14 protein-coding genes and 1 pseudogene are annotated in these 13,062 nt (G+C 73.5%); 8 read left to right on the top strand and 7 right to left on the bottom strand.

Going from position 1 to position 13,062, the window contains the following annotated elements; genetic code table 11:
- Window positions 1-62 precede the first annotated feature (62 nt).
- From CRP51_RS00180 to amaP, 5 genes are all read left to right on the top strand, one after another.
- Complete coding sequence (locus CRP51_RS00180; RefSeq protein WP_097228834.1) at window positions 63-557, top strand: Asp23/Gls24 family envelope stress response protein; 495 nt, start codon at window positions 63-65, stop codon at window positions 555-557.
- 62 nt (window positions 558-619) lie between these two features.
- Window positions 620-814: a hypothetical protein gene (locus tag CRP51_RS00175; RefSeq protein ID WP_097228833.1), complete on the top strand. Its 195-nt coding sequence runs from the start codon at window positions 620-622 to the stop codon at window positions 812-814.
- Window positions 811-1,206, top strand: coding sequence for an Asp23/Gls24 family envelope stress response protein (locus CRP51_RS00170; RefSeq protein WP_097228832.1), 396 nt, complete (start codon window positions 811-813; stop codon window positions 1,204-1,206). Before CRP51_RS00175 ends, CRP51_RS00170 begins: the two co-directional genes overlap by 4 nt.
- 95 nt (window positions 1,207-1,301) lie before the next feature.
- Entirely contained in the window at window positions 1,302-1,976 is a 675-nt protein-coding gene (locus tag CRP51_RS00165; protein ID WP_097229384.1) for a DUF6286 domain-containing protein, read from the top strand.
- A gap of 19 nt (window positions 1,977-1,995) precedes the next feature.
- Entirely contained in the window at window positions 1,996-2,592 is a 597-nt protein-coding gene (gene amaP / locus CRP51_RS00160) for an alkaline shock response membrane anchor protein AmaP (RefSeq protein ID WP_097228831.1), read from the top strand.
- Between the two features lie 444 nt (window positions 2,593-3,036).
- Here amaP and CRP51_RS00155 read toward each other — a convergent pair whose 3' ends face one another.
- Complete coding sequence (locus CRP51_RS00155) at window positions 3,037-3,888, bottom strand: SURF1 family cytochrome oxidase biogenesis protein (protein WP_097228830.1); 852 nt, start codon at window positions 3,886-3,888, stop codon at window positions 3,037-3,039.
- A gap of 25 nt (window positions 3,889-3,913) precedes the next feature.
- Window positions 3,914-4,963 (bottom strand): DEDDh family exonuclease, encoded by a 1,050-nt coding sequence (locus CRP51_RS00150; protein ID WP_097228829.1) that lies wholly within the window; start codon window positions 4,961-4,963, stop codon window positions 3,914-3,916.
- 154 nt (window positions 4,964-5,117) lie between these two features.
- Between CRP51_RS00150 and moaA the strand changes: the two genes are divergently transcribed.
- On the top strand, window positions 5,118-6,101 hold the full coding sequence (gene moaA, locus CRP51_RS00145; RefSeq protein ID WP_097228828.1) for a GTP 3',8-cyclase MoaA: 984 nt from the start codon (window positions 5,118-5,120) through the stop codon (window positions 6,099-6,101).
- Window positions 6,102-6,125: 24 nt separating this feature from the next.
- Here moaA and CRP51_RS00140 read toward each other — a convergent pair whose 3' ends face one another.
- The 4 genes and pseudogenes from CRP51_RS00140 to CRP51_RS00125 all read right to left on the bottom strand — a co-directional run bounded on the left by CRP51_RS00140 (window position 6,126) and on the right by CRP51_RS00125 (window position 9,946).
- On the bottom strand, window positions 6,126-6,356 hold the full coding sequence (locus CRP51_RS00140; RefSeq protein WP_097228827.1) for a hypothetical protein: 231 nt from the start codon (window positions 6,354-6,356) through the stop codon (window positions 6,126-6,128).
- A gap of 289 nt (window positions 6,357-6,645) precedes the next feature.
- Window positions 6,646-6,996, bottom strand: a complete 351-nt coding sequence (locus CRP51_RS00135) for a DUF3099 domain-containing protein (protein WP_097228826.1) — start codon at window positions 6,994-6,996, stop codon at window positions 6,646-6,648.
- An 82-nt stretch (window positions 6,997-7,078) separates the two neighbouring features.
- On the bottom strand, window positions 7,079-8,482 hold the full coding sequence (tyrS, locus tag CRP51_RS00130) for a tyrosine--tRNA ligase (protein WP_097228825.1): 1,404 nt from the start codon (window positions 8,480-8,482) through the stop codon (window positions 7,079-7,081).
- Between the two features lie 56 nt (window positions 8,483-8,538).
- Window positions 8,539-9,946 (bottom strand): annotated as a pseudogene (locus CRP51_RS00125) (metallopeptidase TldD-related protein).
- 367 nt (window positions 9,947-10,313) lie between these two features.
- Between CRP51_RS00125 and CRP51_RS00120 the strand changes: the two are divergent.
- Window positions 10,314-10,700: a nuclear transport factor 2 family protein gene (locus tag CRP51_RS00120; RefSeq protein ID WP_097228824.1), complete on the top strand. Its 387-nt coding sequence runs from the start codon at window positions 10,314-10,316 to the stop codon at window positions 10,698-10,700.
- Between the two features lie 124 nt (window positions 10,701-10,824).
- Window positions 10,825-11,298: a hypothetical protein gene (locus CRP51_RS00115; protein ID WP_097228823.1), complete on the top strand. Its 474-nt coding sequence runs from the start codon at window positions 10,825-10,827 to the stop codon at window positions 11,296-11,298.
- 59 nt (window positions 11,299-11,357) lie between these two features.
- On the opposite strand, the gene CRP51_RS00110 is transcribed toward CRP51_RS00115, so the two are convergent.
- Complete coding sequence (locus CRP51_RS00110; protein ID WP_097228822.1) at window positions 11,358-12,884, bottom strand: TldD/PmbA family protein; 1,527 nt, start codon at window positions 12,882-12,884, stop codon at window positions 11,358-11,360.
- Window positions 12,885-13,062: the final 178 nt, after the last annotated feature.

Raw genomic sequence — 13,062 nt, 5'->3', positions numbered from 1 at the left:
GCGCTTAGTGTGGCCAAGGAGGCGACGGCCGACAGCCGCCGCCAGGAAAGGGGCGAGGCACAGTGAGTGACACCACCACGGAGCAGGGGACGGGCCAGGGGGCGGACCAGGGGGCCGAGCAGGCGACGGAGTCCGGCAGGACGCTCGGCACGCGCCGGGGCACCGGTGACCCGGCGACCCGGGGGCGCACCACGATCGCCGACGGTGTGGTGGCCAAGATCGCGGGCATGGCCACCCGCGACGTCGTCGGCGTCCACGCCATGGGCAGCGGGCTCGCCCGCACCTTCGGGGCCGTCAGGGACCGGGTGCCGGGCGGCAGCCGGTCCGTGACCCGCGGGGTCAAGGCCGAGGTCGGCGAGGTGCAGACCGCGCTCGACCTCGAGATCGTCGTCGAGTACGGGGTCTCCATCCCCGATGTCTCCCGTACCGTACGGGAGAACGTCATCACGGCCGTCGAGCGGATGACCGGACTCGAGGTCGTCGAGGTCAACGTCAACGTCGTCGACGTCAAGCTGCCCGACGACGAGGAGGACGACGACGAGCGTCAGCTCCAGTGACCACCCCGTTCCGGTGATCTCGCGGTTGTCGGCAGCACGTCGTTCCACTTGAGGAGTACGAGATGAGCATGGCGGTGATCGGCATGGTCGCCGGGATGGCCCTGGGCTTCGCCGGATACTTCGGCGGGTTCGCGGCCTTCCTGCTGGTGGCGGCGCTGGGAGCGATCGGCTTCGTGGTCGGCCGGTTCGTCGACGGCGACCTGGAGCCCGGCGACCTCTTCCGCTCCGGGACCCGGGGCGGCGACCGGCGGCGATGACGGTGGAACAGGAAGTACCGGCCGGCCAGCGCGGCACCACCCGGATCGCCGACCGGGTGGTGGCCAAGCTGGCCACCCAGGCGGCGCGCGAGGCACTGCGGGCGGGGCGCGCCGACCCCCCGGCCCCGCGCGGCCGGCACGGCGGGCCGCACGCCACGGCCGTGGTGCGTCGCCCGCCGGGTGCGGACGGGACGGGTGGGCTGGCCAGCGTCCGGGTCTCCGTCGAGCTGGGCTACCCCTCGGACATCGGCGCCCAGTGCGGCTCGGTGCGCCACCATGTGACGCGCCGCGTGGGCGAGTTGGCCGGGATGGAGCTGCAGGAGGTGGCCGTCGCCGTCGAGCGGCTGCACTCCTCGGAGCTGGACGGCGCCGCGTCGGGGAAGCTGCTGTGACCGCCCGTCACGCCCACCGGGGTTCGGGCGGCGAGGGCGACCCGGCGGACGCGGGGCCGTTCGAGGAACGCGGCGGGGGCGGGGACACCGTCCGGCTGAGCAAACCGGCACCGCCCCCGGAGCCGGGCGGCGGCCGGGGTGACGGGACCCCCCTCGACGGCGACGCGTCGGATCCGATGCGGCAGTCCGCCTCGACCGCCCGCTACGAGCCGGGGCAGGCCGAGGAGGGGCGCGCGCCGCGCTTCTGGTCGGTGCGCCGGGTGCCGGCCGGGCTGGTCGCCGCCGCGCTGCTGGCCGGTTCTGGGCTACTGCTCTTCGACATCGTCTCGGTGCGCGCCGACCGGCCGGCCGCCGCCTGGCGGCGCGAGACGGCCGACGCCCTGGCCACCCGCCCGCTCGACGACGGCTGGGTGGTGGCGGGCGCGGCGCTCGCCATGGTGCTGGGCGTCGGTCTCGTGGTGCTGGCGTTCACCCCCGGCCTGCGCCGGCTGCTGCCGATGCGCCAGGACAGCGCACTGATGCGCGCCGGCATCGAACGGTCCGCCGCCGCGCTGGTGCTGCGCGACCGGGCCCTGGAGGTCTCCGGGGTGCGCAGCGTGCGGGTCGCGGTGGGGCGGCGCCGGATCAGGGTCGCGGCCGAGGCGCACTTCCGCGAGCTGGACGCGGTCCGCGCCGACCTGGACGCGGTGCTGGGCGACGGCATCGACGAGCTGGGTCTGGCCCGCCGGCCGGCCCTCGCCGTCCAGGTGCGCCGGCCGGCGAAACGATAAGCGAGAGGAAGCGGTCGGGATGCTGCGGATCGTCAACCGGGTGCTGCTGGCCCTGACCGGGGTCGCGCTGTTCCTGCTCGGCCTGTCGGTGCTGGTCGGTACGCTCGACCTGCCCGAGCGCTGGGGCTTCACCACCCCCTCGTGGTGGACGTGGGACACGCCGGACGACGTGCTGCTGAGCGAGGGGGACCGGCTGCGCCACCGCGAGGACAGCTGGTGGTGGCCGGTGGTGATCGGCTCCCTGTCGCTGCTGGTGCTGCTGAGCCTGTGGTGGCTGCTGGCCCAGCTGCGCCGCCGTCGGCTCTCCGAGGTGCTGGTCGACAGCGGCGACGGCGTCGGCGCGCTGCTGCGCGGGCGGGCGATGGAGGACGTCGTCGCCGCCGAGACGGAGGCCCTGCCGGGCGTGGACCGGGCGCGGGTCACCCTGGTCGGCCGCCGCGAGCAGCCGAGGGCGCGGGTCGCCCTCGTCCTGGCGCCGCAGGCGCGACCGGACGAGGTGGTCCGCAGGCTGCGCGCGGAGTCCATCGAACACGCGAAGGTCTCCGCCGGCCTCGATGCCCTCCCCGCCGAGGCCCGCCTCCGCGCGGCCAAACACGGGCCGGAACGGGTCAGCTGAGCCCTGCGGGGCTTTCCCCGTGAGTGGCTCGGGTGGGTTGTCGGCGTGAGCCCGGTGTGTGGTTGCTCGCGCCGTTCCCCGCGCCCTTGCACTGCCGGTGGGCGGCTTGGGGGCGCGGGGAACTGCGCGGTGCATTCGTGGCGGGGGTTGGTCGACTACCGGCCTTGCCGGCCTGGGTGGGTTGTCGTCCTCGGCCTGGTGGTGGGTTGCTCGCGCCGTTCCCCGCGCCCCTGGGGTGGTGGCGGTGGGTGTGGTCGGTCAGGCGCGAATGCTTTCGTGGCGGGGGTTGGTCGACTGCGGAGCTTCGTGGCTGGGTGGGTTGTCGTCCTCGGCCCCGTGGTGGGTTGCTCGCGCAGTTCCCCGCGCCCCTGATGGGGCTGGGGTGGTGGGCCAGTCGCGGGTCCAGCGCTGGCCGTGGGTGGACGACCACCGTGCCGCACCCGGCTACGCCGGCGGCCCGCCGACCGGGGTCGGTTCCTCGGGCTGGGGACGGGCCTCCGCCGGCTTCCCCGTACCGCCGGCGTCGGCCGGCTTCGCGGCGGCCGCCCGGCGGTCGTTGAGGTCCCGGCGCAGCAGGAGGACCCAACCGACGGGGACGCCGGCGGCGAAGAGCCACCACTGGACCGCGTACGCGAAGTGCGCGCCGATGCCGGTGTGGTCCGGCTCGGGGAGCAGCTCCAGGGCCGGGTCCGCCGGGTCAGGAGGCGTGGTCTCGGTCAGGTCCAGGTAGCCGCCGAGCATCGGCTGTCCGAGATCGGCAGCCCGCTGCTCGCTGTTGATCAGCATCGTCATGCCCTCGGGCAGACCCGATCGCTCGCGGACACCGGTGTTCCCGGTCGTCTCGTCGGCCATCAGCCGTCCCGTGACCGTGACCTCGCCGGACGGGGGCGGCGGCACGTCGGGGGCCTGGGTCAGGTCCCGGCCCGCGGCGACCCAGCCGCGGTTGACCAGCACCGCGGGGCCGTCCTCCGGCACCAGCGGGGTCAGCACGTGGTAGCCCATCGCGCCGTCGGCGTTGGTGCGTTGCCGGACCAGTACCTCGTGGTCCGCGGCGTAGACGCCGGTCGCCGTCGCGGGCCGGTAGCGGTCGTCCGGGTCGGGGCCCGTCTCCGGCGTGGACAGCTCGGCCATCGGCACCGGCTCGGCCTCCAGGCTGGAGGCGATCAGGTCGTTGCGCGCCACCCGCTGGTCATGGCGGTCCATCTGCCAGAACCCGAGCCAGACCATGGCCGGGATCAACAGCAGTGCGAGCAGGGTGAGGATCACCCACTGCCGGGACAGCAGAAAGCGGTACACGCCTGATGACGCTACCCGAACCCGGTCACACCCCCTTCGCCGGGTCCTCCGCCGGAGCCCCGGCGGGCGCCTCCGCCGGGGCCACGTCCCGCAGCAGGTGGGTGAAGGCGGCCTCGTCCATGATGGGCGTGCCGACGGCGCGGGCCTTGGTGAGCTTGCTGGTCGCCGCGTCGGGGGCGTTGGTCACCAGCAGGCTGGTCAGCGCGGAGACACTGGTCGCCACGTGCAGTCCGGCCTCGACGGCCTGGTCCTCCAGCAGGTCGCGGTCGATCGAGGTGTCCCCCGAGAAGGCGACCCGCATCCCCTGTATGAGCCGCCCGCCCGCCTGGTAGCGCCCCGGGTTCGGATACGGGCAGGCCGGCCGCCGCCGGCTCGGCCGCCAGCCGCGCCAGGCGCCCGCCGCGCCGACCCGCTGCCGCCGCTCGGCGGCCGGCGCCTCCGACCACTCCGTGATCGGCCGGCAGGCGTGCAGCGGCAGCGGCAGCCGACGGCCGGCCGCCTGGTGGAGGCTGGGCCGGAACGCCTCCGCCAGCACCCGCGCGTCGTCCAGGGCGTGGTGCGCCCGCCGCTGCTCCACGCCGAAGTGGTCCACGAGGGTCTCCAGCCGGTGGTTGGGCAGGGGCAGCGCCAGCTCCTTCGCCAGCCTGATGGTGCACAGCCGCTGCCGCGTCGGCGGCGTGCGGTCGGCGCGCGCGAACTCCCGCGCCAGCATCGTCCAGTCGAAGACCGCGTTGTGCGCGACCAGCACCCGGTCGGCCAGCCGCTCCGCCAACTCGTCGGCGACATCGGCGAACAGCGGCGCGTCCCGCAGCATCTCCGTCGTCAACCCGTGGATCCATGTCGGCCCCGGGTCGCGCTGCGGATTGACCGGGGAGTACCAGTGGTCCTCCACGTCACCCCTGGCCGTCAGCCGGTAGACGGCCGCCGAGACGATCCGGTCGTGGCTGGCCAACCCCGTGGTCTCGACGTCGACCACGGCGAAGCCCGACGGATAGCCCTCCGGCCAGGGGCCGTCCGGCGTCGTCCGTGGCAGGGGGAGGTCAACCATGGCTGCCTGGTCGTGGTCTTCGAGCATGGTCCCAGAGGATACGGGCCGGCACCGACAGTGCCCGCCGCACGGCCGGGAGTTGGGCGGCCCCGCGGGGGCGCCGGCGCGGCCGTTCCCGCTGGTTGTCACAGGGGTGACGTACGCTGCGAGACATCTGCTTCCCACCAGCGGAGGTGCCAGGATGCTCCTCGACACCCACGGACGGACCGCCACCGACCTGCGGGTCTCCCTGACCGACCGGTGCAACCTGCGCTGTACGTACTGTATGCCGGAGGAGGGCCTGGCATGGCTGGCCAAGCCGGAGCTGCTGACGGATGACGAGATCGTGCGGCTGGTCGGCGTCGCCGTCGGCCGACTGGGCGTCACCGACGTCAGGTTCACCGGCGGGGAGCCGCTGCTGCGGCGCGGCCTGGTCTCCCTCGTGGAGCGCTGCGCGGCGCTCGGCCCCCGCCCCCGGCTCTCCCTGACGACCAACGGCATCGGCCTGGAGCGCGTGGCCGGCCCGCTGCGCGAGGCGGGGCTCGATCGGGTCAACGTGTCGCTGGACACGCTGAGTCCGGAGACCTTCGAACGGATGACCAGGCGTCGGCGCCACGCCGACGTGCTGCGCGGGCTGGCCGCCGCGCGGGACGCCGGCCTCACCCCGGTCAAGGTGAACGCGGTGCTGATGCCCGGGGTCAACGACACGGAGGCGCCCGAGCTGCTGGCCTGGGCGCTGGCCGAGGGGTACGAGCTGCGGTTCATCGAGCAGATGCCGCTGGACGCCCAACACGGCTGGCAGCGCGCGGAGATGATCACGGCCGAGCGGATACTGACGGCGCTGCGGCGCCGGTTCACCCTCACCCCCGAGGAGACGCGCGGCTCCGCGCCGGCCGAGCGGTGGCTGGTGGACGGCGGCCCCGGCCGGGTCGGCGTGATCGCCTCCGTCACTCGCCCGTTCTGCCGCGCCTGCGACCGCACCCGGCTCACGGCCGACGGCCAGGTGCGGGACTGTCTCTTCACCCGTGAGGAGTCGGACCTGCGCGGCCCGCTGCGGGACGGCGCCGACGACGCGCGGCTGGCCGAGCTGTGGCGGCGGGCGATGTGGGGCAAGAAGGCGGGCTCGGGGCTGGACGAGCCGACGTTCCAGCAGCCGCAGCGGCCCATGTCCTCGATCGGGGGTTAGCGACGCGGGCGGGCGCCCCCGAGGTCAGGTCTCGTTCCGCGCGCGCCACTCGGCGAGCGGCACGACCTCCCTGAGGAACTCCCGCAGCCCCAGGAAGCGCGACAGGTACTCCCGGTGCTCGTCGCAGGCCAGCCAGGTCTTGCGACGCTCCGGGGTGTGCAGCTTCGGGTTGTTCCAGGCGAGCACCCAGACGGCCGCCTGCCGGCATCCCTTGGCCGAGCAGACCAGCTCGGTCTCGGCGGGCTCGTTCGACACGGGTTCCTTCCAGCTTCTTCTCGGTTCCTTGGCGTTTCTGCTCAGATCCCGGCCGATCCTGTCCGGTCCCGCACGAAGAGGACACGACGCTGATCGAGACGCTGACTGGTCCCGAACATGCCCGAACATGATCGACGCCGGGCGGCCACGGGGGGAGCCGCCCGGCGTCTCTCTGTCGCTCCGACGGGGGATACGGAGCGCCCTTGAAGTATGACACGCCATCGGGCGTCCAATGCAGGGGAATGACCCAAATGAACTGAGCTTTTCCGGGTGTTGACCGTCGGAAGCGTCAACTCCGCTTGTGGGCTTCCCGCTGACCCGCCGGCAGCGCCCGGGGCGCCACCGACTCCCCGACGAATGTGGAGGGCAGCGCGGGCACGTTCTCCCGGCCCGCGTTGGCCACCACCACGGCGATGTACGGCAGCGTGACGCCCAGCACCAGCGTGACGACCGCCAGCGGCAGGCTGACGTTCCACAGCAGCGCGGTCAGCAGCACCGCCAGCGTGCGCACCACCATCGCCGCGATGTACCGCCGCTGCCGGCCGCGCACGTCGTCGTCCAGGCTCTGCCGCGCGCCTGTGATCCGGTAGACCTCGGACTCCTCGTCCCGGCCCCCGCCGGAACGGCGCAAGTGCGCCATCTCACCTCACCCGTCTCCCGGGACACCGGGCGCGACACCGCGCCACGCCCGGCCCTACGCCCACGGTAAGCCCGGCCCCCGCTCAGTCGCGCAGCTGGGCCAGCTTCCGCCCCGCCTTCAGGTACAGCCCGTCGGGCGCCCCGGTGGCGGCGCGCTCCGCGACCACCTCGGACAGCGGCCGCAGCGCGTCCGCCTCGGACAGCACCTCGGCCCGCTGCTCCGCGCCGTCCTGGAGGACGAGCCGCAGCGCGTTCTGCTTGGCCAGCCGCCGCGCGGCCGAGGCGCTGGGCGCGAACCCCAGCACCTTCGCCAGCACCGTCGTCACCGGCTCCCCGCCGTGCTCCGCGAGCGACACCTCGGGCAGCGCCTCCACGTCGGCGAAGCTGCGCCGGGAGAACTGCGCGGTGAACCCGGCGCGCGCCTTCATCGCCGCCTCCACGCCGTGCAGCGCCGCGACCACCTCGCCGGCCAGCACCTTCTTCAGGTCCATCGGATGCAGCGAGGAGTCCGCCAGCCGGCCCCGGACCGCGTCCAGCTCGGCGTCCGTCCACTCCGTCCAGGCCCGCAGGTAGGGCTCCATCAGCCGGTCCGGGATGGACATGACCTTGCCGAAGACGTCGTCGGCCGTCGAGTTCAGCCCGATGTAGTTCCCCTTGGACTTGGACATCTTCGCGCCCGACCCGTCGGTGCCCTCGATCAGCGGCATCCCGACCACCAACTGCGGGGTGAGGCCGTAGATCTCCATCACCCGCCGGCCCATCTGCATGTTCAGCAGCTGGTCGACGCCGCCCAGCTCCACGTCCGCGTCGATCTCCGCCGAGTCGATCGCCATCGCCACCGGGTAGATCAGCTCCGACATCGACAGCCCGTGACCGGCGTCCAGCCGGCCCCGGAAGTCCTCGCGCTGGAGCAGCGAGGACGCCGAGACCTGCGCGAGCACCCCGATCAGCCGCGGCAGGGTGATACCGGCCAGCCACTCGCTGTTGTGCCGGAAGCTGACCTTCTCGAAGTCGAAGAACGGGCGCACCTGGTCGCGGTAGCCCGCGAGGTTGGCCGCGATGTCCTCGTCGGTCAGCGGCGGGCGCTCGGCGGAGCGGCCCGAGGGGTCGCCGATCTTGGCGGTGATGTCCCCGATGATCAACGTCACGTCGTGGCCCATCCGCTGGAAGCGGCTGAGCACGATCATCGGCACCGCGTGCCCGAGATGCACGTCGGCGGCGGTCGGGTCGATGCCGAACTTCACGTGCAGCCCGTGCCCCGCCGCCCGCGCGGCCCCGATGCGCTCCGCCAGCCGCTCGGCCGACGGCACCAGCTCCACCGCGCGGGCCGCGATCAGCCCGGCCTGCTCCGCCGGCGACAGGTCGCTCAGGTCCAGATAACGCCGCGTCGCCGTCTCCTCCAGCAGCCGCTGGACGGTGGTGTCGGAGGAGAGGTCCTGCGCCAGCAGCGCGCTGGCGCGCTGCACGGATTCGCCGAGGCGTGTCACGTTTCGGTCCTGCCGTCGTCGGGGGATGAGAACGCCCCGATTCTACGACCGCCCCCTCACACGCCGGGGCTGACCGAGCTCATGTGGAACTCGGGCACCCGCAGCGCCGGCATCGCCGCCCTCGGGAAGTACATCCCCCACTCCCGGGAACGGGTCAGCTCGGTCGCCGACGCCTCGGTGGCCCGGCCGATGACCTCCACCGGGGACTCGTTGAACCGGAAGTTGTTGACCTGCCCGACCACCTGACCACCCTCGACCAGGAAGACCCCGTCCCTGGTCAACCCGGTCAGCAACAGGTTCTTCGGGTCCACCTCGCGGATGTACCACAGGGAGGTGACCAGGAGGCCGCGCTCGGTGGTCGCGACCAGTTCGTCCAGCGAGGCGGTGCCGCCGGCGTCCAGCCGCAGGTTGTCCACCCACGGGAGCCAGCGGCAGCCCGGTCAGCTCGGCCGAGTGCCGGCTGTTGGTCAGCGTCCGCAGCGTCCCGTCCGCGATCCACTCGGTGCGGCCCAGGGGCAGCCCGTTGTCGAAGACCGAGTTGCTCGCGAGGAAGCTCTCCGCGGAGGAGCGGGAGAGGACGAACGGCGCCGCCGCCATCCCCTCCGCGCCCGGGTCGCTGGAGAGCGTCATCGGCAGCGCCGTCAGCCGCTCCCCGACCCTGGTCCCGCCGCCCGGCCTGCTGAAGACCGTCCGGCCCTCGTGGCTGCGCCGGGCGTCGACGGTCAGATGCTGGTAAAGCAGCAGGTCGGCGACCGAGCTGGGCGGCAGCAGCGTCTCGTAGCGTCCGGGCGGCAGCTCGACCGTGCGGTCGCCCCACGCCAGCCGCGCCGCCAGCGAGGCGTCCATGGCCCCGATGTCCACGGTGGCGAAGTCGTGCACCGGAACGGTGGCGAACGAGGAACGACGCCTGCCGTCCGACTTGGCGTTCAGCTCCAGCGAGCCCGTGGCCTGGTCGTGCCGCAGCCGCAGCCCGGTCGAGGTGCCCAGATAGCTGGAGACCAGCTCGTGCTCGGCGAAGCCGAAGAGCTCACGCCCCTCGCGCGCCGCCCGCGCGAACGTCTCCCCGAGCGCCGGCGCGAACTCCGCGAAGACCGCCGACGAGGTTTCCGCGGGCGCCTCGGCGAAGTCGGCCGAGGCGGGCGCCGCCGTGCCCGGCACGAGCGGAGCGGCCTCGTCCGAGGTCGGCGACTGCCGCGCCGCCTCCTCGGCGGCCCGGACGAGGGCCTCCACCTCGCCGTCGGCGGCGGCGGACCGGGAGACCACCCCGACCGACACCCCCGTGGCACCGTTCACCGTGGCGATCACGGTCACCTGCCGGCCCCTGGTCTGCCCGTTGGTGGTCAGCGCGTTGAGCGCCCACCGGAGGTTGGCCGAGCTTCGCTCCTCGACGATCACGACGGTGCCGTCGGCACGCGACAGCTCCAGCGCCCGTTCGACCGTCTCGTGTGGTCCGGCAGCGCTCATCGGCTCGCCTCCCGCGTGGTGTGCCCCGACCGAAAGCCCTCTGTGTGCATTGACGCAGGCTAGAGGGCGCTCGGCCACGGGGGCTAGGTGTGTTGTTCGGAGAGGTCGGTGACACGGCTGGCTGGGATGTGACCGGGGACCGCGTGGCGAGCCACGGGTCGTTCGGTTCTGATCGGGGCGGGGGCCAGCGGACGGGGCCGAGCGCGGTCATACCGGTCAGCCGATCGGCGGACTCGGCGGCGCTCAAGGCGCGCGGACCGGTCAGCCCACCGGCCGGGCCCCACCCTCCCCGGCGGGGCCGGTGCACGCGGCCGGGGGCGGGACAGGCCGCGACGCTGGTGTCGGTCCCCTGTGCCACGCTGAGGGAATGAACGAAGAACAGCGGCACGCACGGGACCTGGAAAGCCTGTACGAGCGGTGGATCACGGCGCTGTGGAACGGCCCCGCCGACGTCGGGGAGCTGACCGCTCGCGCGGAGACCGTGGTCGCCGGCGACTTCGTGGGGCACTGGCCGGACGGGGACGTCCGGGGGCCGGACGGGCTCGGCCGGCTCATCGCCGAGACGAAGGGCATGTTCACCGCGCTGTCGTTCACCGTCGAGGTGCCGCCCTTCGCGGGCGGGGACCTCGTCGCCGGCAGGTGGGTGGGCCGGGGGCGCACGTCCGAGGGGCCGGTCGAGTTCTTCGGCAACGACATCCTGCGGGCGGTCAACGGAAGGTTCGCGGAGTACTGGGTGGCGTCCGGCCAGCGGTAGGGGGCGCTCGCTCGTCAGTTCGCAACCGCTGGGTGACCGCGTTCCAGAGGAACGCCCCCACCTTCCCAGGGGTCTTCGTAGACTGAACGTGTCCAGACGGCTACGGAGAAGGACCGCCGACCCGATGCGCCCCGCCCGATTCCAGCAGTTCGCCCTCGCCTCCTACCAGGCCGCCGGGCTCCACGCCGAGCCGTGGGCCGAGGGGACGTCGCGACCCTTCGGAGTGAAGATCCGCCTCCCCGGCGGCGCCGAGGTCTGGCACGCCGTCACCACGCAGCCCCGCGACGGTGACCGGCCGGACGAGCCGGAGGAGCCCGTGGAGAAGGACGCGCCGCAGCCGGTGGATGTCCCCGAGCTGCCCGCCGGCCGGGTGCCGGTGGTGGTCGTCGAGCGCTACCTCGCCGCGCTGCTCACCAACGCGGGCTCGGCCGAGATCGCCCGGGTCTACGGCTACACGGACCGTGAGCAGAGAGGGAGCGTGGCCGGGTTCGGCGTCGAGTTCTGGAGCGGGGCGAAGGCGTTCGCGCCGTTCGTGCACGCCCTGCGCCCCGGCCAGGCCGCGCCCGGCCAGGGCTTCGACCTACCGCGGGAGGTCTGAGCGCTGATCGGTCCCGGCCGCTGGGGAGGGAGCCCGAGCGTCCGGGGCGCGTGTCCACCTCAGGAGAGCGCCGCCTCCTGCGCCGTGTTGAGCACGTTCACGCCCCGGAAGAGCGCCGAGGGGCAGCCGTGGGAGACGGCCGCCGTCTGGTCGGGCTGGGCCTTGCCGCACATGAACGAGCCGCCGAGCACATAGGTCTCGGGCCCGCCGACCGCCTCCATGGAGCCCCAGAAGTCGGTGGTGTTCCCCTGGTAGGCGAAGTCCCGCACCTGACCGGCCAGTCGGCCGTTCCGGATCAGATACGCCCGCTGCCCGGTGAACTGGAAGTTGTACCGCTGCATGTCGATCGACCAGGAGCCGTTGCCCAGGATGTAGAGGCCGTTCTCCACCCGCTCGATCAGGCCGTCCGTGGCGGGCCCCTCGGGGTCGGGCCGCAGGGAGACGTTGGCCATCCGCTGGAGCGGCACATGGGCGGGGGAGTCGGCGAAGGCGCAGCCGGTGGAGCGGTCGAAGCCCTGGCGCCTGGCGATGCGGCGGTCCGTCTGGTAGCCGACGAGGACGCCGTCCCGCACCAGGTCCCAGCTCTGCGCCGCCACGCCGTCGTCGTCGAACCCGACGGTGGCCAGGCCGTGTTCGACCGTGCGGTCCCCCGTCACCTGCATGATGTCCGAGCCGTAGCGCAGCGAGCCCAGCTGGTCGAACGTGGCGAACGAGGTCCCCGCGAACGCCGCCTCGAAGCCCAGCGCACGGTCCAGCTCGGTGGCGTGGCCGATCGACTCGTGGATGGTCAGCCACAGGTTGGAGGGGTCGATCACCAGGTCGAGGCTGCCGGGGGTCACCGAGGGCGCGGCCATCTTCTCGGCCAACAGCGCGGGCATCCGCGCCAGTTCGTCGTCCCAGTCCCAGCCGGTCCCCGTCAGGTACTCCCAGCCGCGCCCGACCGGGGGCGCCAGGGTGCGCATCGTGTCGAACCGGCCGGTGGCGGCGTCCACCGAGGTGGCGGTCAACGAGGGGGCCAGCCGTACCCGTTGCTGCGTGGTGACGGTGCCGGCGGTGTCGGCGTAGAACTTGTTCTCCTGCGCCGCCCACAGCATGGTGTCGACGTGGCTGACCCCGTCGCCCGCCAGCAGCCGGGAGCTGTAGTCCGCCAGCAGCTCGATCTTCTCCGCGTCGGGCACCTCGAACGGGCTGGTCTCGTAGGAGGAGATCCAGGTCTGTTCGCCGTGCGACGGTTCGTCGGCCAGCTCGACCCGCTCGTCCGCGCCGGCCGCCCCGGTCACCCGGGCCGACAGCTTCGCCAACGCGACGGCCTGGGCGGCGACCTTCGCCGCCGCGTCCATGGTGAGGTCGACGCCGGCGGCGAAGCCCCAACTGCCCCCGTGCACCACGCGGACCGCGTAGCCGGTCGTCGTGGTGGACTCGGTGCCGGCCGGGCGCGCGTCGCGCAGCGACCAACGGGCGTGGCGGACGGATTCCAGCCGGAAGTCGGCGTGTTCGGCGCCCAGCGCCCTGGCCCTGGCGAGGGCGGCGTCGGCGAGTTGTCGTAGGGGCAGCGCGAGGAACGCCTCGTCGATGGTTCTGGGCAACCGTCTCTCCTGTCCTGCCTGTCCTGCCTGTCCTGCCTGTCCCGGCCGGGTCCACGGCGGCGCGTTGGTGACGCGCGTGCACAGATACTCGTCCCCCGACCCCCCGTCGGCCAAGGCCGTGTGCGGCGTCGGGTGCCCGGCCCCAAGGGCGCGGTGTCCCCGGCCTACCATGATCCGC

The organism is Streptomyces zhaozhouensis (genome assembly GCF_900230195.1).
GTDB lineage: Bacteria > Actinomycetota > Actinomycetes > Streptomycetales > Streptomycetaceae > Streptomyces > Streptomyces zhaozhouensis.
Note: the sequence above shows the minus strand (reverse complement) of the source record. Positions and strands in the feature narration are given on the sequence as shown.